This is a genomic window from Cytobacillus solani (assembly GCF_001420595.1).
Lineage (GTDB): Bacteria > Bacillota > Bacilli > Bacillales > Cytobacillaceae > Cytobacillus > Cytobacillus solani.
The window spans coordinates 1,566,128-1,584,667 of the sequence record NZ_LJIX01000006.1; the positions used below are offsets into that span (position 1 = coordinate 1,566,128).

The window sequence follows — 18,540 nt, forward strand, 5'->3', positions numbered from 1 at the left end:
GAGAAATAACGATTAGAGCCTTGAATTGAACGTTTTGCTTTTCGCTACTTTGTTTGATAGAAGAAACAATAAAATATATATCGGGAAAGAGTAAAGGCTACTCCAATGAATAGGCTTATATAAATCCAAGGCAATCGCTAATGGTTCACCTACAAATGCTGCTAATCCTGCATAAATGAATCCTTTTAATAAGGGGGACCGTTGGGGCATAATTTCTATCATAAACATGATAGAAACTGGTAATAAAGTAAGATCCCATGGCAAATATCCCGTAATGAAAGGAAACATGATATACGGATAAATCCACAGACCAAATTGTAATCCAACAGAATCAAGTGTTAAAGTAATGATCGCCATAAAAAAACCTGCTCGAATTAGATCACCAGTATATTTGGGGTTGTGTAATTTCCACCATAAAATCCAAGGCAGCGTGCTTAAAATAAATGCTAACCACCATCTTGGTGTGAAAAGTATCATTTGCTGCCATGTCTCTATAAATGAATGATGAGCGTGATTATAGTTTGAATATATTTTTAGAATATCTATATGTATTTCAGAAGTTTTCATAGACACCCCAACCATACTAAATTCTAGTTTCCGAGCAAAGACCTGAATCTTGTGTGTAGTCAAATATGTGGAGGATTGGTCTTGCTCGGTATTGATACAATGCCCACTTTACTTGAGGTATATGCGTTTTCCATGTGAAATAAGGATGAGGGAACGATAATATATAAGAATGTTTACAGGTGCTAAATTTAGATCCGTTAGATAGTGATGGCAAACCAGTTAAGGCAGTAACAGTGAGATTAGAAAAAGATGTGTTAATAAGTTGTTCTCTTTTCTAAATTGAATTTTCGTTCAGGAACGGATAGCTAGAGGATAGGTGAAAGGAGGAGAGTAGGAAATAGACTTTATAGTATGTTTCCTTTAAAAAAAGGGCACCAGTAAGTGCCCGCAAATAAATATGGTTAATTACATTTGTAGTCAGTATATGGTTTTATCTCATTTATCATTTCGCCAACAGAAGTAAAAGAATATTTTTCCATTGAAAATATTTTTTCATTACTATCGCCTCCTAATAAGGAGTATAGAATACGACGCTACGTGAGTTTCAACAAAAAATATAATTTTACAAAAGAATTATGTATTTTCATTAAAAAGAACCCGAATTGGGTTATTGTCTTGATGTTACCCAGTCCAGAGGTCCTTTCCTCATGGTATTTAATTCATTCCTGAAATAGGCACATCAAACAATTTCCAAAAACTAATAATGATAATTACAGAAAGAACGATTGCAATTCTAGGGTACCTATAATGAATCAATAATATTAAAAAGATAATTACATCAAAACATAATGACCAGAGTAAATTCCAGTCATAACTATGTGAAAAATGGCCAAAAATCAGAAGGTTTACCACTTCCTTTGAAAAATATATAAAAACCCATAAAGAAATATATAAAATTTTCTTGAGGAGTGATTTACCTTCGGGAAAGTTACCTAGGTACATGACCACAGTGCTTGGATAAAGAATTAACATAGCAAACAAATTAATAAATGTATGGTTAGGCAGCCAGCGTTTATCAAAGGAAGGAACGTATTCCCATAATAAATAATGGTTAAGTAAGAAGTTATATAAAAGGTCACCAATAATGAAAAAAAGGATAGTCGAATAATATTTTCTCCAATTTTTCCAGTCTCCCCAAAAAAGGGATGCAATTAAAAAAAATATTCCAATAATAGAATGCATTTTAACCATCCTTCATTTAGTCATAGTGTTATCTTGCACAAGTATACAAGTAATAATGTTAAATATTGTAAAAAAATAAGCAACAAATTTAGTATTAAGTAATTAGGAGGGAAAAGGATGGCAAATACATAGGGAATGAAATTAAACTTGCAGTATTAAAAAATGAGGATATTCAATAGGTGCCTGCACGATAAAGAGCAAATTTGCATGAAGTATACGAAATACTCGTAAAAAATAGGCTAACAGAAGGAAAAATAGGGGATCCAAAATATTTTGTCAATAATTAGCTAGTAGTCATAATTTGCATTTGGTTTATTGAATTTTCGAATAAATAAGAAGCGCTAAGAAAGTTAGCGCTCCTAAGTATCAAGGTTCACAAACCTGATTATTATTGCCCCAAGTACATCCACATGCAGCAGATGCATCAGAAGCAAAAGCAGTAGAAGAAGTCAATATTCCTAATGCGATAGCAAATAATTTCTTTTTTATATGAAACAAAAAAGTAATTATGTATAAAAAAGGAGCCATTATGGCTCAGAAGCAAACTGTATGGCAAAAGAATTGTTTGTACAAGTTTATTGTATGTAGCATTTTGAATAATGACTGGGAAAAGTAATAATTGCAATTTAATAAATTTTGCAGGCACTACTACATCTATTGCCTGCAAAGAGGGAGTTAAGAATAAGTATCAAACTGGAGCTAGGGGTGTGATACAAAGTATTCAAATTTTTTAGATCGGTACAAGGTGAATAAAAAATGTGCTTGTTCAATAACTACATTAAGCAGCGAGTTGTGCGCCCATAAGGGCAGCTAAAAATTCACTGTTTGGCAACAGTGTAGGTTAAAATTCACAGTTTAAAACCTATCATCACCCACCTTATCCGAAAAGGAAACTGGACGGGGAGTGTAGCATGGTGTGGAAAGCCGTAAGTTGACTAGTGTCTAAGTCACGACTGAATGGCTAGATGAAAATTGTAAACAAGGAAGAAAGCTAAACTGCTTGAACGATAGTCTAAGAGCGATGATGCTTGCGTGTAGCGAAAGGATACTGAAACGCTATATGGGTAAAGGCGAAATAATGAAACTCGGTATGGAGCCAAGTGAATTTTATCCACTCAACTGCCATAAGCAGAAACAGACGAAAGTCGCTTCCGACATTACAAAAGCTATGTTTTTATCTGTCTAAATGGGGATTACCTAAGTTGGAAAGCCTTTTGAGGCTATGATAGTTGTATCTGAATATCCAATAGGGTAACGGAGTTTCCGTATTAGTCCGAGATAGGGAAAGCCTATTACATGGCAAAGGGAAACAGCTTGTCTAGTTTAATACAACAAAGGTTAATGCGTGAGGCATTATAAAAATCTTTAATAAGTATTAAACACTTCAAATTGATAGACAAGTGGAGAGCCGTATACATTGAGAGGTGTACGTACGGTTCGGAGGAGAGCGTTTGGAAACCTATCATAGTAATATGACAAGGCGCTGGGCGCTTATCCTACTCAATCAAGATATTTAAGGACACCGTCATAATAAAGATCAAGACCAATTAGTAACCACCAAAATATAAAACCAAGTATGAGTAGTAAGTATTTTTTCATGATATTAGAATATCGTAATCAAATTCAATTTATACATAATACCAAAAAAATAAGAACGAACTCGATAAAAGGTTGTTTTCTATGTTTCTATTTATAGCTTGTATTTCTAAATGTCTGTCATTATGCGTTTTGGTACTCGTGATTATTTGATGAATATATGGGATGAATGGTTTTTTGGTGAAGTATTAAATAAAGAGAATGAAAGTGTAGTTATTGCTAGTATCGTGGCTGTTGGTTTTGGCAAGGAGGAAATCCATTAATATCTTGAATCATATGAAAATCGTATTGTTTTAAAGCGAATTGAGACTGATACAAATATTCGATTACGAGTAGTTTTCCTTGTGAAGTACCACAGAGTACTCCAGAAGTTCCTTGACCATTAGACAACGAAATTCCAATAGACTGGCCAAGTAAATATCTAATTTTATTTTGCCAAGGCATAGTTATCACTCCTTCAAATCGTATTATGAACAGAGAAGGATTCGGTGCATGACTGAGTTTTAGAAATGCCGAGAAAGGATTATTGAGTTTCATAGGAAGGTGATGACATGAAGCAATTAAATCTACCGTCCGTTATTTGGAAATCGCAGGAGCAAGACTCGTTGGTTTGTTTGTATGAAGAATGAAACACGAAAAGCAGTGTGTTGCGAGCAAGGACCTAATCTTGTTAGCTGTGGTTTCTTGAGGATTGGACTTGCTTGGTATTAACTACCCTTCCATTTAAATATAGAAATATACATTTGGTGTGGACTGGTAAAAAAAATAAAAAGCTAGAATTAATATTTTTTAAGTTATCGTTTCTGGATGTGTTAATCTCCTTTGAATTCTGAAGTAATCATTTTTTCTGAATATTTTAATTTCACCTGTAATATTTATCGGATTTACATTAAAATTATTTGCTCCTTTGGTGAATTGAAGTAGTTTGAAACTCGCATATATATTTTTTATCTTTTCACAAATAATAGAGAAGGTAAAAATGATCTTTGCATGTTTTCAGTTGCCTTCTCGGTGTATTTTTGAAATCCGTAATTCAATAGAGCAAGGGAGGCATGCGCAAAAGTAATGACGACTATATTTCTAAAACTGCAAAAAAAAACCTTTTAGGGATTAGAGAAAGATAAAATTAGAAAAAGAACCTACTAAGGTTCCTTTTGAAAAAATTTCCTTTTCGTTAATACCAAGTATCTTTAGCTTTTTATTTCAAGGTTATTTAATTCTCTTTCAATTAGAGATACTGAAATTTCGAATGCTTCGATGCGTCTTGTAGCTAAGGTAATTTGAGATTTATATTTATTTGGATTTTCTTTAGCTTCAAAGGTTTTTACTGTTTCTCTTAGTTTGTGTAAAGTTGAATCAATTTGACGTTTTGCTTCAATTAATTGAGATACATTAAATTCCATGTGGACATCCCAGCCTTTTATTAATTAATGATTTTTAAATTCAGTAATTCGTCTATCAGAATTGCTTGATAGTTGATTACATGAATATTTTACTTTTTAAGTTAACAGGTATCAATAGTTGATAAGGAAACAGTAGGGTAGCTTAGTTTAATTACTCGTACATTGCGCTAATTAAAAAAGCTCATCCAAGGCTGATGAGCTAAAAATAAGATTATATAACTTTTCTTAAAAGATTTGGAATAAAAAATAATGGATAGATCAGTAAGAACAAATTAGGGATCCACCAAGTAATATCAAAATCACTACTGAAAGCCCAAAAAGAAATTGCTTGAAGTCCAGCACAGAATGTAAGGACTAGTGATATTAGTGCCATTTTGCTCCAATTATTATTCCCTTTTTTATATAAATATAAGCTTGTTAGACCAGTAATTGATACTAGTATATCTAAAGGGAAAAATGACCAATTCCAGGCGACTAGAATAGGATTATTGTAGTCGTTAAATAAATACTCGTTTGGAATTAATTCAAGAAATGTAACTAACCAATAGATAATAAAGCCAATATCAGTTATTAAAAATAGTATTTTTAAAGTTTTCATCGTAATCTCCCTAGAATTATTTTCAATGAAATATACGAATAAAAACAGTGAAAGTTTCAATGGAAACACAGTAAGCACTAAATGTCTATCCCTGACTTAAGAATTAAATGCAATTTTAGTAATGTATTTACGATAAAAAATGTGACATAAAAGAAAATTATTGATTTTTCATTTTGTTAATTATGTCTATCGCTCTCTGTAGATCCGTTTCAGAAGAAGTTATAAGATCAATAACATAACTTTTGCTAGAAAATTTCCGCATTTCGAAGAAGATTTTAGGCTTTTTATACTTGAAGATTGTACCTAACTCAATGATTGGAACATAGTCAAAACTTTGATTAGCTAAAGGTAAATCTTTAAAAAAGGAATAAAATTCATATGTATTCTTTTTTTCATCTGGATATTTTTGTAACATTTTTTCAAAATGCTCAATTGGATCAACTAGTTTTTTCATAACAAACTCCTTGCCTTTAAACATTAGGACATTTGTATTATAACATAAAAAAACTTGGGTAAATATCACTAAAAATATCGAATAAAAGTATGAGGGTAATGAAAATGTGATAAGAACTTACGAGTTGTTCACAGTACGAAATTTAAGTGAACTTAATGATAGGAGTGTTAATTCATTTTGAAAAGGCTGACTTTGCTTGGAAGTGTATGAGGAAAGAAGAAGTCAGCCAAAGGTAGGTGTTATTGAGCGCCTTCACACCATCTTGGTGGACCCATTAAAGAGCATCCTTGTGGCTCAATTGTTGCAGCTGATACAGAGGGTGAAACGGTTAAAATTAGGGCACTTATCAACCCAAGCCTTATAAGCATTTTTTTCATGTTTTATCACCTCACTTTACATGAATCTGAAAATATATTAACAGAAAAAGGAAGCTCGATAAATGGAATTTTGGTTATTATCAGAAAATAGTAATTTATTACTATTAGTTAATCAAATGTAGGTTCTTTATAAATGTAATAGGCGTCCAATCCTTATCATACTCACAAACATATTTTATAAGATGAAAAGTTTATGAGGTGATTTTCAATGGATAATAATAACCAACCTTTTCAGGGATGCTGTCCACTTAGTCCGGGTTCAAAACCGCCAAAGCTACCAAGATTAATCGGTCCTCCAGGTCCCCAAGGTCCACAGGGAATACCGGGACCACAGGGAATACCGGGTCCACAGGGTATACCAGGACCAGTGCCGCAATCTGCATTTAGAGCTGAGAATACTACTGGTCAACCAGTAGAAGGCAATACAAAACTTCTGTTTCCTGAACTGGTATTTGATTTAAATGCTGAATATAATGCAGGGACCTCTACATTTATTCCAAAGCAATCAGGGGTTTACTCTATTGTAGCAGGTGTAGTCGCAGATCCTAATAATTCTGATATAAGTCAAAGATTTACACTTGTTATATCCGTTAATGGATCTACTATAGAGAGAGTTGATAACTATCGGGCAGCTATGCCAGCTGTTAACTTTACGGGGACAACTGCTAGCACGATTGAACGGTTAGATGCTGGGGATGAGGTAGAGGTCTTTGCTAACTATTTCGGGGACTCTGGAATTATATCAAATTTAGCTAGAGTAAATTTCTTTGCTGCAGCAAGGTTTCCTTCTCCTTTATAATAAAAACTACTTCTTCAGCAGGTGCATTAATTAAATTAGGAAGCAAAAGATAGAAAAAGTTAAATAAAAGCCCTTAGAAATTCAAGGGCTTTTTATAGTATAGATTTTACAAATCAAATAACTTGTTCCATACACTTCGGTGAGGTTGGGGATTGTCTCTAGTATAAGTTTCTTTTTCATTATTTCTTCCATAGGAATTAATACGTATTCATCATTGTTTTGATTAAAGGGGGAGTTAAGATTTTCAGAGCAAATGCAGCATACCAATTATGTATAACACATCAGATTGTTCCGATAGTTTTATTTTAATTTTAAAGTGATATTTCATGAAGAAGTTATCAATCTATTTTACTACTGGAGTGGCAATGATAAGGAATATTAAGAAGTAAATAAAGAAAAGTACTAAACCAAAAATAATATTTTGGGTAGTAAAGTCGAAATTATCAAGTTTTACTTTTATGGCATATGAAAGTATGTAATTCCAAATCCCATTAAAAGAGAAAAAAGAATTGTATTATAGTATCTTATTTTTATCCTTTGTTCATCTGTTAAAAAAGTTTTCCCTAGATTACTTTTGGCACAGAATTACATCATATGTATAAATTCAAGAATAAAGATAAATCCAAGACTATCCAGAGTTAGCTTTGAAGCTGGATAATCCAATTACATTTTGCTTGCAGCATCATAACGAAATACACGGTAGAGTTTCAGAAAAACCAAAATGGAACGATGAAAAATGGTAATACTTCCTTGGTCAAAAAAATTGATTTTTTTCAAATTCTATTTAGACCGCAGGGGCCTCGAAATTCCAGATTTATAAGCTTTTTTCATGTAAGGGGGGATATGATGGCGGTAAATGTCAAAAAACTTCAAGAACAGCTGCTAAGTCGGATTGATACAGATGATTTGGTGGAAGTGGAGAAAGTTACAAGATTCATTAGTTTAGTGAAATAAAATGTGCAGCTAGACAAAAAATATTTGTCGAGATGAAGCAACGGTGATTAAAGAAAACGGATCAGAGAAGGTTCAATTAAAAATATCAGCAAAATTTTATCAAAGAAAATAGCCATCTTACTCGCTTGGAAAGCCTATAATTGTCCACTCAATTTTTGATAGTATAAAAATCCGCCATTTTCACTATCTAGTACACTTTTCTAAATCTTGAAGGATAAAGGATATTTTCTTTAATCCATTCACTCTTCTTTTTAATTCGTACTTCAAGATCTTTCTTGGTCCAATAAACGCTAGTGAGGTTCCAGTTGTTTTAATTGTTCATATTCAACTTTTTCAATGAGTGTTTTTGCATATTTATCTCCTCAAGTTAAGTAGAGAAAAAAGAGACCCATGAGGTCTCTTCGTTTTCGGCAGATTTTCGGCGAACCAATTTTTAAAAATAAAATGTACTGCCATAAATCCTTTAGTATCAAGCGTCCCAGATAGGAATCGAACCTACGACCTACAGCTTAGGAGGCTCTTCGGTATGTCATCGATATGTCAACGCATTGTCATTACGGCGATTGTCGTATATTTATGTCCGACAGTGTCAACGTATGTCCAACGGTGTAAATTATTTGTTCTTACATACGCAATTATTGCGAATTTTTCCCGATATGTCAAGAAGTCGCCTTTGCGGGCGATTTTTTTTTTGCGGAAAAGTGCGCGACATTAATTTTCGCTGCGTATTATAAGTGAGGGCGGAAAAGTTTCGTGTAAAATTGCGCGATTCCTTCTCGTCATTCCTATTATATTGTGAAGGCGAAAAAAGTTTTGCGAATTAATGCTCGAAATTAGTGCGCCTTGTATTAGATATAATAAGCGGTGAAAAAATTTGCGAAAAAGTGCGCGAAGGTAATTTCGATTGGCGTCCTAATAAATATAAGCGAAATTATTTTCGCGAAAGGGTGAGCGAATATCTTATGTGAAGGCGGAGAAAATGACCCACTCGATCAACTTCGAACGATTATTAAAGTATGAGGCGTTTTTATTTACCGAGTAATCTACACCAACGCATATATAACTTACGCAATTAAATCTAAATTTAGTAAGGAGGAAAAGCGAATGAATCAGATTACGAAAGTTTTTGAAAGTAGCGAGGTGCGAATCGTAGAAATCAAAGGAAATCCGTGGTTTGTTGCGAAAGATGTTTCTAATATATTGGGATTTCGTGATCCTTACGCAGCAACTAGAGGCTTAGATGAGGATGATAAACTGCTACACACTTTATGTGTAGGAGGTCAAAACCGTGAAACTACTATTATAAACGAATCCGGACTGTATAGTTTAGTTTTAAAGAGTAACAAGCCCGAAGCAAAAGTATTCAAGCGTTGGGTTACGAACGAAGTCCTCCCGTCCATCAGAAAAACAGGCGGATATGTTGCGAATGACGAGTTATTCATTCAAACGTACTTGCCGTTCGCGGACGACTCAACAAAGCTGATGTTTAGCGCCACACTCGAAACTGTGCGTAAACAAAACGAAGTTATAGCAGTTATGCGTCCGAAAGCCGAGCAGCACGATAGGTTCATATCCGGCGAGAATTACCAAACGCTCGAACAAGCAGGTAAATCAGTTGGATTAGGGCGTAACAAATTATCCGCGTTACTGAAAGCAATCGAAGTATTTACGCAAAAAGGAGCATCACCAGTTCCGTATCAACAGTATATTAATAGCGGATATTTCGTGGTCAAACAGACGCCCTCGAACTACGGTGATTTTAACAACGTACAGACTTACGTTACTGCTAAAGGCGTTTCGTATATTGATAGCTTATTAGATAAATACGGAGGCACTCGTAAACTAAACGCGATGAAACTTTCAGAAATCCGTAGAATCCAACGTAAGTAAAAGGAGGTCACGCGCAACTATGACGCAATCTAACGCATATATCCGCACAGGCAACACACGCACCGGCTTCTCGCTAATGTTCCACGAACTATTCGACTTGTACCATCCGTACATTGGCGATAAGGCAACGCTGTACTATCTGTACTTGTTGCGCTACCGGAACAACGACGTCACAAGTTTCGACCAAGGCAAGGCGTGGAACGGGCGCAGCAAGGTGACGGAAAAGTTTCAGCTTTCGTTTTCGACGCTGCCCATTCTCGACGAAATTCTCGAAGCGAGCGGACTGGTAACAATCGAACGCAAGCCGAGCGGTCGCGGCAAGGACAAGATTTATTACATCGTTCACGACCCGTTAGAGCGCGCGCAATTTCGCGAACATGAGACGCAGATAGCGGAGGAATTACGACAGGTCGTCGTTAGGCAGGGCGGCTCGATCGGCAAGTTACTCGGCAAGGAGAAAGGCGTTAATCTATCGGTGTGTTGATATGCTCTACGTTGGCGGAGATTTAACTCTACGCTAGCGTTAATGAAAAAGAATTATTTAAAAAGAATCTTTTAAAAAGAATAAATACATTGCGCCAATAGAAAAAGCACCTATTGTCGCTACGATATTAAATTTAAAAGATAACGCGAAAAAGGATGGTGCGATATGTATAAATTAATGAACGCTGTTGTGCAAAATAAGCTACACCCTAATACATTTGAAATACCCACTAAATCTGATATCGCGAAGATAAAAATAGACACTTATGTAAAACTATGTTTTGAAGAAGTAGGAAAGCAGTCTGAAAGAATGTGGGTGTTAGTAACATTTGCAGATGGGGAAAATTTTAACGGCGTTTTGCACAATCAGCCAGTAGGGCTACGCAGTGTAAAACATGGTGACGTTGTGAAGTTTAAACATTACAACATACTTTCGGCACCTTATTAGAAAGGGGAATCGTTAATATGACGAAAAAGGTAACGCTACCTCGCGAAGTCGCGGAGGCAATCGAAATGTATTTAGGGGAGTTCGGTAAAAAGACGTTGCTATACACGTTCTGTAATCCGAAAACATTTGGCTGGACGCCGAAATACAGCGCATTCCATAAGTTAGATTTAGACACGTTAATGTCCGCACTTGTCAACGGCTACGAAATCGAAAAGTCGCCCGAAGAAAAGGTGCGAGAATATTTGAACGAGACGGAGCGGTGTCGCGTGAATGCAGATACGTCTTCGCACTACCAGTTTTTTAGAGGTCGAACAGAGGGCGTCATAGTAACGCTTAACCTACTTGGCATCCAAATCGAAGGCATAAATGCGTAAGCTCAACGCATGATTTTTCCGGCAAATTAGACGCTTTAAGCACGAACTAATACGAAAGGTAGGAGAAGTTAAATGTCGCTAAATATCACGGTAAATTCCACGTATAAACTAACGTCAGACCCGATGCAAGTCATTGTTAATCGCAAGCACATCGTAGACCCAACGAAGTCACCGAATTGGGAACGCATGAAAGCGGAGGGCAAGTCCGGCGAGCCTCGTATAGAATGGCGCGAGGTTGCGTATTGCCGAACGGTCGAGCAAGCGTTGAATTGGATTGCGGAACAGACACAGCGCGATAGCAATGCGGAGTCGATAGCGGAATTGCTAGGCGAAATACAAGCGATTCGGCGCGAAATTAACGCGATAACAGCGAAGTAATAGAAATACCCTCGGCGGAGGTAAAACGCCGGAAATCAAGCGAAAACTAAGCGAAGCTGGGAGGCGGAACAGATGAACGTAAGAGTGCCTTTAGAAGTAATCGAAGAAGGGCTGACTGACGAGTATGTTCAAATAGAGACTTCGGCACAGAAAGCACACTCCGAAAAGTACGATGCGGAGTCGAAGTACAATCGGATAATTGGCGATATTCATGTGGCAATAACTACGCAAGACAATCGTCGAAGGGAGTGCGTAGACACGTATTACCTTGGTGATAGCGTATGGACTCGTACGTTAGTCATCGAAGAATTGGTACGGGAACTTACTGAGGCCGCGGGTAATGTAGTTGAAGCGCGAAAAACGTACGAAATCGCGTCAGCAGAACGTGAAAAATTCAGCATACGGATGGGGTGGTCGTAATGAAACGATTAACAAACGAACAACTAAACGCAATACGCGAACGAGCGAAAAGGTCGACGCCGGGTCCGTGGTTATGGGAGAAGCTTACCGACGTAGAGGACGAATGGGATACGGAAATGCCCATGTTAGTGACCACGGAGGGTTCAGCCATAATGGATTTTGGCGATTGCGAAACGTATTATCCTACGGAGGGAACGCCCCCAAACCCTAACGACGCAGAATTTATTTCATCAGCTCGCGAAGATGTGCCAATGTTATTAGCGGAGATTGAGCGGTTAGAGAGACAACTTTCGCAAGCGAACGGTCTACTTTCGGAGGCGCACGACTTGCTCGACGACGTTCACTGTTACGAAACGGAAACGTACGAAGCGATCAGTCGGTATTTCAACGGAGGTGATGGCGAATGATTAACGTAGAAAAGCTTCGAGCCAAATGGCGGACAATCGACGAGGACACTAAGCGCGCGATGAGAACTGGCGAAGAATTTTACCGGTGGACAGTGACGCCCGATATGCCTAACGATGTGTATGCGTTGATTGCGGAGATTGAATATATGAACGGAGTTGTTGGCGCGCTTAAATCATCGCTCGAATTGATCTACGATCGGGTAGAAGGGCAAGCGGCTGAACTAGCGAGGGAGGCGATAGAATATGCCGAAGAAAGTCGCAGCTAAGGACTGGCGCAATCGCGAGCAAGCCGACTGGACTATCGCCACATTTCAGCAGTATCTCAAGGATGCGCACGAGGAACGCTATGGCATCGCCTACACAACGCGATCATACGGCTTAGAAGGGCGCTGGCTCAAAACGCTAATCGCCGAGCATGGCGCCGAGGTTGTGCGAAAGTTTATCGATGCATGTTTCGCGGAGTATCGCCCAACGCCGCAATACCCCGGCTTAAATTTCGCGTTCATGTTTACGTATCAGCGCGGGCGAGTGTTGCCGAGAGTGTTAGCGGAACAGGCGCGAAAGACAAAAGCGCAGGCAACAGCGGCGCCAATTACGGAAGAAGAAATCGGATGGTTGTAGGCGAAAATTATAAACGGGGAGGAATCGGAATTATGACGAAATTTAAAACGGTAAAACGCAAAGCAAACGTAGGGGAGCGTATTTTGATTACTAAGGTTTCGCCAAGTGAGAGTGGTCGATACAAAACCGGAGATATCGGCGTCGTCCAAAGTTCCGCCAGTAACGTGATTGCAATAATAAACGGGAAACCGGACGTATTAATATTTGACTACGAATATGAAGTTATAGTCGAAAACAAAACGGAGGCGAGCGAAGTGTACACAATCGAAGCACGTTACGAAAAGGCAGTCGAGCAAGCGCGGGAGGCAATCGAGGAGCTAAGACTCGCGTCATTAGCGAAAGGATACGAGGATGCTAGACGAGATTTGACAGCGGTCACTCCAGTCGGACACCTAGCCGTCCGCACTCCGCAGGAAATTCGCGACGTGCTTACGCGTGAGCGCATTATTGAACAGGCAAAGCGCGACGTGGCGAAACTGGAAGGCTTAATGATTTCCCCGAAAGTAGGAGACGAAGGTAATAATGCTTTTCGTAATTGGCGGACAGTGGTCAATTTCGTTGTAAACCGTGAGAAAAGGACGGTCGTCGCTTTAGTTTACTCTCGTGATCTTCAAGTGTTACTAGAACGCGGAATCGCCAAATGCGCCCCGACCGACTGCTTTAACGCCCATATCGGACGCGCAATCAGCCTTCGCCGAGCGCTGGGCCTCGAAGTGCCGAGCGAATATCTCAACGTGCCACAGCCGACGGAAGTGCGAGTAGGCGACGTTATCGAGCGTACAGGGTTATTTGAATGTAGTCGAGGGTTGCGGACTATCACCAAGATCGAAACTCGCAAAAATGGCGATAAGTTTTATAGAACGGCAGAGGGTCCCGGCGGTACTGACGAGGAGAATGTCGTAAGAATCATCGACGACACACGCGAAAATGAACCGAAGGCGGTGACGAAATAATGGGAATCGATTATTATTCTTGCGAAATATGTAACGAAGCATTTCCTGATGTTGTTCACTACGGACATTGCGGAAATTGCGAATCGACGCTTTGCGGTAGTTGTTTCGATGAAATGCGCGAGAAGAACGGAGAGCTTGGCGAAGGGCATCATCGGGCTAGTTGGTATGGAGAGGAAGCGCCGAACTGTTGCGACTTATGTGACGGAACAAAGCTTGATCTAGGCGAATTCGTAACCTTCCTAGTAGAGAAAATCGGCAAACCACGCGAGGAATTCGAGGCGGAATTTAAGGAACGGATGGTAATAGTCGAATGAACCTAGTAGAAGCAATCCGCGCATTAACCACCGGAGACACCGCAATTGTAAGCGTGATAGGCAGACGTTATACAATTGCGGAGCTTGCTCCGAAGATGATTGGCGAAAATGCTTGCGTTTATAACAACGTGGGTATGACGGAAGCTGAACGGAAAGGGGAGTGGCGAGTTGTATAATCCGTTAGAAATTTATACGAATAAATGCGATTTAGATTGGACGCAAGGCACGCTACGAGTTATTCAAGACGACGGGATAACCGTCATATTACTCGAAAAAGAGAACGGCAGTTTTCTCGTATTGAACGTGATTGATAAATACCGAAAGGAGTGACGCTATGTCAATCGAAGAACTTACGCTGCACGCCGAGGATTTTTTGCGAAAACATTACGATATGGAATTGGCGATTCCTATACGTAAAAATAGTCGATTAAAACGAACGTTGGGCTGTTTTATCACCGTAAAGCAACAGGCGGAGTGTATCGAAATAGCCGGCTATTTAATGGACTACGGCGCAACCGAAGTCGTACTCGATACGCTTTATCACGAACTAATTCATTACGCGTTATTTACGCAAGGAAAGCCGTATCAAGACGGTCGCGTTGAGTTCGAAAATGAGTTGCGAAAGCATGGCGTCAGTAGTACGAACACGCCCGTTAAGGTCGGGAAATATATCGAATATTACTGTACGAAGTGTGGAAAGGAATACGAGACGGAGCGCCAACGCGTATTTAAATATCCGCACCTTTACCGATCGCGATGCTGTAAAGCGCCTATAAACGTTGTGGACTTTCGAATTTATGACGGAACGGAGGCGGTATAATGCACGCTAAATCTTGTATTCTCGCGAATCAGTGTAAACTCGCAAACTCCGAATCTTGCAACGCACACTGTCCGCACTTCATCGCCCTCCACGGACTGAACGCTGTAAGTGGACGCGTGGCAACGGCTGGCGTGCCGAATGACTATCGGCTTGTGAACGCAAGCAATTCGCCCGTTCGTCAGAACCAAGCGGCAGTTTATCGCGCGGTTGACAAATATATCGCGACATTTGAGCGCCAGTTTGATACGGAAGGTGAGCGCGTGAAAAGCCTTTACCTTTTCAGCGAAAGCCCCGGAACGGGCAAGACAACGACAGCCAGCGCTTTGCTGAACGAATGGCTTATCGCACATTACATCGGTTCAAAAATACGCGGACTGCAACCGTTACAGCAGCCGGCTTACTTCCTCGATTGCAATAATTGGCAGACGGATTATAACAACTTCAATCGACCGAAAGTTCCTGACGCAATAGCTGAACCGGCAGCCAAGCGATATTATAACGCAATGGAACGAGCAAAAACTGCGCCATTAGCGATTATTGACGATATTGGTGTTCGAGATTGCACGGATAATTTTAGGGCGGATTTGCATTCGATTATCAACCGTCGCGTTACGAATAAGATGCCGACTATTTATACGAGCAATCTTCCGATTAAATACGTTGGCAAAGAGCCGAAAGTTGAAGCGTTCAAGCCTTACGACCTAGTTGACGTATTCAGCGAGGAAAGGCTTGCGGACAGGATTTTAGACATGTGCTTGACGCTGAGTTTCTCAGGCGAATCAAAAAGGGGGCTGAGGTAATGGGAGTTTCATATTATGCGTGTAAATGTTGTGGTGAAAGCCGGTACGAAGAATACGTAGGAAGCTGTACTACTTGCGGTAAAACGCTAGGCACATGTTGCGTGGTAAACGACGATATTGGGTCTGATTACGCATACGAATATGGGGTTATATACGACGGGTCAGAAGCGCAGAAGAATGAGTACGGAATTGAGGAAGATTGGGAGGAAAAAGGATGGGTAACGATCGGGGAAGTTATCGACGATACGTCAATCCAACCAAAGTATTGCCCATTCTGTACCGGAGAAGAAATTGCCCAAGAGGATATTCTCGCATATTTACTGAAACAAATCGGCAAGACACATACGGAAGTTGAAAGGGAGTACCGTGACTATATTAATAAACGGAAGGCGTCCGAATGAACTGGCTAAAACGGCTATTCAAACGGAAGGATGACGAAGTATATTTCGCAGACGGTCCGGCATACGAGCCTGGCGACCTAGTTATCGTATATGACCCGTACGTCCTCGACGGCATGGATGCGCACGAGGTTCGCGAGCCACGTTATGAAACCGTCAAGCAGAGCGCGTTTATTCCGAACCTCGGCGTTTTCGCGTATCAATTCGAGGGCGGTGACGGCGCGTGGTATAACGAAGCGTGGCTGTTTCCAGCGGTGTATTTGACGGAGAGAATTAGCGTAGTGTTTCCGTATGAGCCGACGCAAGCAGAGCAAATTGACGCCTTATTGGACGAGTATCGTGATTACAAGGCGTTGGCTGATACGTTTGGCGATGCGGAATATTGCGAGAGGTTGGCGGAGTTGCGGAGGCTTGGCGAAAAATAAAGTGATGCTGCGCTTTTGAAATAAAATGTGAAGTAAAGGGGATTGTCCAAATGTGTGATTGTTGGGTGTGTAATATGTCAGAGGAAGAACACAATAAAGGCATGATTGAGTACGAGTATCAAGAGTATCGCAAGAAAACTGATAATCCGTTAACAAAGGATGAATGGCTTCAAACGTTACCTAGTTAAGAAAATTGACTAATGATACGAAGGGGGAAATGATTATGGTGATATATGAAATTGAATATGAGATACCACCATTAAGGGCGATTTATCGTCATGGGGTTTATGCGGTTGATGAAGAAATTGCAATAAAAAAGTTTACGGCAAACAATCCGAAGGCAAAGATACGAAAAGTAAAAGTACGACAATAGTAATGAACATTTCGAAATTATTACGCAACAATGTCGATAAGTCTCTCTTTCTATTCCCATATCATTCCGTATACAATAACGAATATCAAAGGAGGTCGACGCATGCACTATCCGAATCTATTATTTTCGAAAATAGTCGACGAGAACAATCCGCAAGCACTCGCACGCTTCAACGTAACCGAAGGCGACATGCCCACGGATGGCGAGCGTCAAATCTATCGCTTTATCACCGACTACGCCGAGCGCAATCGAGGCCAGGCGCCAAGCTATGCGACACTCACAGCCGAATGCCCAGCGTTTGATTATCAGCCACAGGTCGGCGACAGCTACGAATTCCTAGCGCGCGAAATCAAAAAGCATTCGGCGCAAGTCCAGTTCGCGAAATATGTTAACGAAGAACTCGGCAAGAAATTCGAGACGGACGGTCACGCGGACATATTTTCGTTTCTTGACGGCTTGATTTCCGACATAAATTCGATTAAACTAAGAACAAGTGTTCTGAGTAAAATAGGAACAGACGTCAAACACGACGGCGACAAGTTTCTCGCGGAATACGAACGGCGCAAGGCTGGCGAGTCGTTCCGCATTTGGCAGTCGAAGTTTAGCGCGATCGGCGAGTATGTATCGTCGAATTTATACACGGTATACGGCGAGTCAGGTCGCGGAAAGTCCGTTATTACACTAGAGGATGCGATATATGCCGCCATGCAGGGCGCGAATGTTTTAATATGGGCGATGGAAATGGGCTGGTTTGAGTTACTCGTCCGTATTTACGTTAGCATTTCCGGCGATGAAGGCATAACACAAGCGAAAATTAACGGCATTAATCTTAACGCTGGCTTCGAAAGTCGCGACGTTCGGCTCGGCAAATTATCGGAGGAATTCGAGTCGGCGTTTAAACAGTTTATCGCAACTATGAACGAACGAATCGCCGGCAATATTACGGTGCGTGCAGTCGATGACGAAGATTTTTCGAACCGTAGTTTAAAGGCGCTTGAATCCGATATACTCGCGACAAAAGCGGATTTCGTGGTCGTCGACCCTTTCTACTATTTGCACTACGAGAAGAATACGTCAAAAACAACGGGCGGCGATGCGGCGAATACCTCGATGAAGTTGCGAGCATTGGCGGGGCGAACGTCGACTGTTATCGTTGCCATTACGCAGGCTGACGTAAAGAAGGGCGAATCGGACGATGAAGGAAACCGCGAATTAAAGTTGCCCGACCGTGACGACGTAAAGAAAACTACGCAATTAATGGAGGACGCGTATTTGCTGATCGGAGTCGATACGGACTACAAGCAGGGTCGCGGATTGGTCGGCGTAAATAAAGGGCGCGACGGTGGCGAAGGCGACAGCGTAGAAATACTGTATATTCCGCAAGTAGGCATCGTCAAGCAGCCGGAATCGGGCGCAGCAGTTGCGGGGCAGTTCGGATTTTAAGAAACTGCGAAAAACGGCGTGCGAATGAGTAAAATCCACAGTTGATCTAGACCGAACGTATAA

Annotated in this window: 27 protein-coding genes and 1 pseudogene; 20 read left to right on the plus strand and 8 right to left on the minus strand. The window is 40.2% G+C overall.

Translation table 11 applies throughout. The features are described from left to right. Window positions 1-12 precede the first annotated feature (12 nt). Together AN957_RS09565 and AN957_RS09570 are read right to left on the minus strand one after the other, a co-directional pair. Window positions 13-567 (minus strand): CBO0543 family protein, encoded by a 555-nt coding sequence (locus AN957_RS09565; RefSeq protein WP_053475375.1) that lies wholly within the window; start codon window positions 565-567, stop codon window positions 13-15. A gap of 654 nt (window positions 568-1,221) precedes the next feature. After that, entirely contained in the window at window positions 1,222-1,749 is a 528-nt protein-coding gene (locus AN957_RS09570; protein WP_056683680.1) for a CBO0543 family protein, read from the minus strand. Window positions 1,750-3,458: 1,709 nt separating this feature from the next. Here AN957_RS09570 and AN957_RS28045 point away from each other — a divergent pair. Continuing rightward, entirely contained in the window at window positions 3,459-3,608 is a 150-nt protein-coding gene (locus tag AN957_RS28045; RefSeq protein WP_172797630.1) for a hypothetical protein, read from the plus strand. On the opposite strand, the gene AN957_RS28465 is transcribed toward AN957_RS28045, so the two are convergent. The 5 genes from AN957_RS28465 to AN957_RS27615 form a co-directional block, all read right to left on the minus strand. Then, the gene (locus AN957_RS28465; protein WP_056683686.1) at window positions 3,565-3,789 is read right to left on the minus strand and encodes a hypothetical protein; all 225 of its coding nucleotides are present in this window, start codon (window positions 3,787-3,789) and stop codon (window positions 3,565-3,567) included. The genes AN957_RS28045 and AN957_RS28465 overlap by 44 nt on opposite strands. Window positions 3,790-4,535: 746 nt before the next feature. Then, the gene (locus AN957_RS09585; RefSeq protein WP_056683689.1) at window positions 4,536-4,748 is read right to left on the minus strand and encodes a hypothetical protein; all 213 of its coding nucleotides are present in this window, start codon (window positions 4,746-4,748) and stop codon (window positions 4,536-4,538) included. A 211-nt stretch (window positions 4,749-4,959) separates the two neighbouring features. Then, entirely contained in the window at window positions 4,960-5,346 is a 387-nt protein-coding gene (locus tag AN957_RS09590; protein ID WP_053475380.1) for a YvaD family protein, read from the minus strand. 157 nt (window positions 5,347-5,503) lie between these two features. Further along, the gene (locus AN957_RS09595; RefSeq protein WP_053475381.1) at window positions 5,504-5,800 is read right to left on the minus strand and encodes a hypothetical protein; all 297 of its coding nucleotides are present in this window, start codon (window positions 5,798-5,800) and stop codon (window positions 5,504-5,506) included. 239 nt (window positions 5,801-6,039) lie between these two features. Next, window positions 6,040-6,177 carry a hypothetical protein gene (locus tag AN957_RS27615; RefSeq protein WP_156341129.1) on the minus strand — a complete coding sequence of 46 codons (138 nt, stop codon included), beginning with the start codon at window positions 6,175-6,177 and terminating at the stop codon, window positions 6,040-6,042. Window positions 6,178-6,385: 208 nt separating this feature from the next. Here AN957_RS27615 and AN957_RS09600 point away from each other — a divergent pair, with 208 nt between their 5' ends. Continuing rightward, window positions 6,386-6,976, plus strand: coding sequence for a hypothetical protein (locus AN957_RS09600; protein ID WP_056683692.1), 591 nt, complete (start codon window positions 6,386-6,388; stop codon window positions 6,974-6,976). A 1,026-nt stretch (window positions 6,977-8,002) separates the two neighbouring features. On the opposite strand, the pseudogene AN957_RS29115 reads toward AN957_RS09600, so the two are convergent. Next, window positions 8,003-8,268, minus strand: a pseudogene (locus AN957_RS29115) (DUF771 domain-containing protein). A 766-nt stretch (window positions 8,269-9,034) separates the two neighbouring features. Between AN957_RS29115 and AN957_RS26785 the strand changes: the two are divergent. The 18 genes from AN957_RS26785 to AN957_RS09685 all read left to right on the plus strand — a co-directional run bounded on the left by AN957_RS26785 (window position 9,035) and on the right by AN957_RS09685 (window position 18,477). Continuing rightward, window positions 9,035-9,820, plus strand: coding sequence for a phage antirepressor KilAC domain-containing protein (locus AN957_RS26785; protein WP_075209118.1), 786 nt, complete (start codon window positions 9,035-9,037; stop codon window positions 9,818-9,820). Between the two features lie 19 nt (window positions 9,821-9,839). After that, window positions 9,840-10,304, plus strand: coding sequence for a hypothetical protein (locus tag AN957_RS09610; protein ID WP_056683695.1), 465 nt, complete (start codon window positions 9,840-9,842; stop codon window positions 10,302-10,304). A 165-nt stretch (window positions 10,305-10,469) separates the two neighbouring features. After that, a complete protein-coding gene (locus tag AN957_RS09615; protein ID WP_056683699.1) occupies window positions 10,470-10,751 on the plus strand; it encodes a DUF2314 domain-containing protein in 282 nt (93 codons plus the stop codon). Between the two features lie 17 nt (window positions 10,752-10,768). Continuing rightward, window positions 10,769-11,125 carry a hypothetical protein gene (locus tag AN957_RS09620; protein ID WP_056683702.1) on the plus strand — a complete coding sequence of 119 codons (357 nt, stop codon included), beginning with the start codon at window positions 10,769-10,771 and terminating at the stop codon, window positions 11,123-11,125. Window positions 11,126-11,197: 72 nt separating this feature from the next. Continuing rightward, window positions 11,198-11,503: a hypothetical protein gene (locus AN957_RS09625; RefSeq protein WP_056683705.1), complete on the plus strand. Its 306-nt coding sequence runs from the start codon at window positions 11,198-11,200 to the stop codon at window positions 11,501-11,503. A gap of 72 nt (window positions 11,504-11,575) precedes the next feature. Then, window positions 11,576-11,923 (plus strand): hypothetical protein, encoded by a 348-nt coding sequence (locus tag AN957_RS09630; protein ID WP_056683709.1) that lies wholly within the window; start codon window positions 11,576-11,578, stop codon window positions 11,921-11,923. Continuing rightward, window positions 11,923-12,330 carry a hypothetical protein gene (locus AN957_RS09635; protein WP_056683711.1) on the plus strand — a complete coding sequence of 136 codons (408 nt, stop codon included), beginning with the start codon at window positions 11,923-11,925 and terminating at the stop codon, window positions 12,328-12,330. Before AN957_RS09630 ends, AN957_RS09635 begins: the two co-directional genes overlap by 1 nt. Continuing rightward, window positions 12,327-12,596, plus strand: a complete 270-nt coding sequence (locus AN957_RS09640) for a hypothetical protein (RefSeq protein ID WP_056683714.1) — start codon at window positions 12,327-12,329, stop codon at window positions 12,594-12,596. The genes AN957_RS09635 and AN957_RS09640 overlap by 4 nt, the downstream gene beginning before the upstream one ends. Next, complete coding sequence (locus AN957_RS09645; RefSeq protein WP_056683717.1) at window positions 12,574-12,951, plus strand: hypothetical protein; 378 nt, start codon at window positions 12,574-12,576, stop codon at window positions 12,949-12,951. Before AN957_RS09640 ends, AN957_RS09645 begins: the two co-directional genes overlap by 23 nt. Window positions 12,952-12,983: 32 nt before the next feature. Next, window positions 12,984-13,904 (plus strand): hypothetical protein, encoded by a 921-nt coding sequence (locus tag AN957_RS09650; protein WP_156341130.1) that lies wholly within the window; start codon window positions 12,984-12,986, stop codon window positions 13,902-13,904. Window positions 13,905-14,017: 113 nt separating this feature from the next. Beyond that, on the plus strand, window positions 14,018-14,218 hold the full coding sequence (locus AN957_RS27625) for a hypothetical protein (RefSeq protein WP_156341131.1): 201 nt from the start codon (window positions 14,018-14,020) through the stop codon (window positions 14,216-14,218). A gap of 168 nt (window positions 14,219-14,386) precedes the next feature. Further along, entirely contained in the window at window positions 14,387-14,548 is a 162-nt protein-coding gene (locus tag AN957_RS27630; protein ID WP_156341132.1) for a hypothetical protein, read from the plus strand. 4 nt (window positions 14,549-14,552) lie between these two features. Next, window positions 14,553-15,038, plus strand: a complete 486-nt coding sequence (locus AN957_RS09665) for a SprT-like domain-containing protein (protein ID WP_056683728.1) — start codon at window positions 14,553-14,555, stop codon at window positions 15,036-15,038. Further along, window positions 15,038-15,838: a P-loop NTPase family protein gene (locus AN957_RS09670; protein ID WP_425388881.1), complete on the plus strand. Its 801-nt coding sequence runs from the start codon at window positions 15,038-15,040 to the stop codon at window positions 15,836-15,838. The genes AN957_RS09665 and AN957_RS09670 overlap by 1 nt, the downstream gene beginning before the upstream one ends. After that, a complete protein-coding gene (locus AN957_RS09675; RefSeq protein ID WP_056683736.1) occupies window positions 15,838-16,239 on the plus strand; it encodes a hypothetical protein in 402 nt (133 codons plus the stop codon). Before AN957_RS09670 ends, AN957_RS09675 begins: the two co-directional genes overlap by 1 nt. Further along, window positions 16,236-16,661: a hypothetical protein gene (locus AN957_RS09680; protein ID WP_056683739.1), complete on the plus strand. Its 426-nt coding sequence runs from the start codon at window positions 16,236-16,238 to the stop codon at window positions 16,659-16,661. The genes AN957_RS09675 and AN957_RS09680 overlap by 4 nt, the downstream gene beginning before the upstream one ends. Before the next feature lie 223 nt (window positions 16,662-16,884). Further along, on the plus strand, window positions 16,885-17,034 hold the full coding sequence (locus AN957_RS27635; RefSeq protein WP_156341133.1) for a hypothetical protein: 150 nt from the start codon (window positions 16,885-16,887) through the stop codon (window positions 17,032-17,034). 102 nt (window positions 17,035-17,136) lie between these two features. Continuing rightward, a complete protein-coding gene (locus tag AN957_RS09685; protein ID WP_056683741.1) occupies window positions 17,137-18,477 on the plus strand; it encodes a P-loop NTPase family protein in 1,341 nt (446 codons plus the stop codon). Window positions 18,478-18,540 lie beyond the last annotated feature (63 nt).

What these genes read in the sequence shown, in the direction of transcription:
- AN957_RS28465 (WP_056683686.1), bottom strand. Translation starts at nt 3,789, where the DNA reads ATGCCTTGGCAAAATAAAATTAGATATTTACTTGGCCAGTCTATTGGA.
- AN957_RS09570 (WP_056683680.1), bottom strand. Translation starts at nt 1,749, where the DNA reads ATGCATTCTATTATTGGAATATTTTTTTTAATTGCATCCCTTTTTTGG.
- AN957_RS27635 (WP_156341133.1), top strand. Translation starts at nt 16,885, where the DNA reads ATGGTGATATATGAAATTGAATATGAGATACCACCATTAAGGGCGATT.
- AN957_RS09680 (WP_056683739.1), top strand. Translation starts at nt 16,236, where the DNA reads ATGAACTGGCTAAAACGGCTATTCAAACGGAAGGATGACGAAGTATAT.
- AN957_RS26785 (WP_075209118.1), top strand. Translation starts at nt 9,035, where the DNA reads ATGAATCAGATTACGAAAGTTTTTGAAAGTAGCGAGGTGCGAATCGTA.
- AN957_RS09610 (WP_056683695.1), top strand. Translation starts at nt 9,840, where the DNA reads ATGACGCAATCTAACGCATATATCCGCACAGGCAACACACGCACCGGC.
- AN957_RS28045 (WP_172797630.1), top strand. Translation starts at nt 3,459, where the DNA reads ATGTCTGTCATTATGCGTTTTGGTACTCGTGATTATTTGATGAATATA.
- AN957_RS09615 (WP_056683699.1), top strand. Translation starts at nt 10,470, where the DNA reads ATGTATAAATTAATGAACGCTGTTGTGCAAAATAAGCTACACCCTAAT.
- AN957_RS09590 (WP_053475380.1), bottom strand. Translation starts at nt 5,346, where the DNA reads ATGAAAACTTTAAAAATACTATTTTTAATAACTGATATTGGCTTTATT.
- AN957_RS27625 (WP_156341131.1), top strand. Translation starts at nt 14,018, where the DNA reads ATGCGCGAGAAGAACGGAGAGCTTGGCGAAGGGCATCATCGGGCTAGT.
- AN957_RS09625 (WP_056683705.1), top strand. Translation starts at nt 11,198, where the DNA reads ATGTCGCTAAATATCACGGTAAATTCCACGTATAAACTAACGTCAGAC.
- AN957_RS09665 (WP_056683728.1), top strand. Translation starts at nt 14,553, where the DNA reads ATGTCAATCGAAGAACTTACGCTGCACGCCGAGGATTTTTTGCGAAAA.
- AN957_RS09595 (WP_053475381.1), bottom strand. Translation starts at nt 5,800, where the DNA reads ATGAAAAAACTAGTTGATCCAATTGAGCATTTTGAAAAAATGTTACAA.
- AN957_RS09650 (WP_156341130.1), top strand. Translation starts at nt 12,984, where the DNA reads ATGACGAAATTTAAAACGGTAAAACGCAAAGCAAACGTAGGGGAGCGT.
- AN957_RS09640 (WP_056683714.1), top strand. Translation starts at nt 12,327, where the DNA reads ATGATTAACGTAGAAAAGCTTCGAGCCAAATGGCGGACAATCGACGAG.
- AN957_RS09685 (WP_056683741.1), top strand. Translation starts at nt 17,137, where the DNA reads ATGCACTATCCGAATCTATTATTTTCGAAAATAGTCGACGAGAACAAT.
- AN957_RS09585 (WP_056683689.1), bottom strand. Translation starts at nt 4,748, where the DNA reads ATGGAATTTAATGTATCTCAATTAATTGAAGCAAAACGTCAAATTGAT.
- AN957_RS09670 (WP_425388881.1), top strand. Translation starts at nt 15,038, where the DNA reads ATGCACGCTAAATCTTGTATTCTCGCGAATCAGTGTAAACTCGCAAAC.
- AN957_RS09645 (WP_056683717.1), top strand. Translation starts at nt 12,574, where the DNA reads ATGCCGAAGAAAGTCGCAGCTAAGGACTGGCGCAATCGCGAGCAAGCC.
- AN957_RS09600 (WP_056683692.1), top strand. Translation starts at nt 6,386, where the DNA reads ATGGATAATAATAACCAACCTTTTCAGGGATGCTGTCCACTTAGTCCG.
- AN957_RS09675 (WP_056683736.1), top strand. Translation starts at nt 15,838, where the DNA reads ATGGGAGTTTCATATTATGCGTGTAAATGTTGTGGTGAAAGCCGGTAC.
- AN957_RS09620 (WP_056683702.1), top strand. Translation starts at nt 10,769, where the DNA reads ATGACGAAAAAGGTAACGCTACCTCGCGAAGTCGCGGAGGCAATCGAA.
- AN957_RS09565 (WP_053475375.1), bottom strand. Translation starts at nt 567, where the DNA reads ATGAAAACTTCTGAAATACATATAGATATTCTAAAAATATATTCAAAC.
- AN957_RS09635 (WP_056683711.1), top strand. Translation starts at nt 11,923, where the DNA reads ATGAAACGATTAACAAACGAACAACTAAACGCAATACGCGAACGAGCG.
- AN957_RS27615 (WP_156341129.1), bottom strand. Translation starts at nt 6,177, where the DNA reads ATGAAAAAAATGCTTATAAGGCTTGGGTTGATAAGTGCCCTAATTTTA.
- AN957_RS09630 (WP_056683709.1), top strand. Translation starts at nt 11,576, where the DNA reads ATGAACGTAAGAGTGCCTTTAGAAGTAATCGAAGAAGGGCTGACTGAC.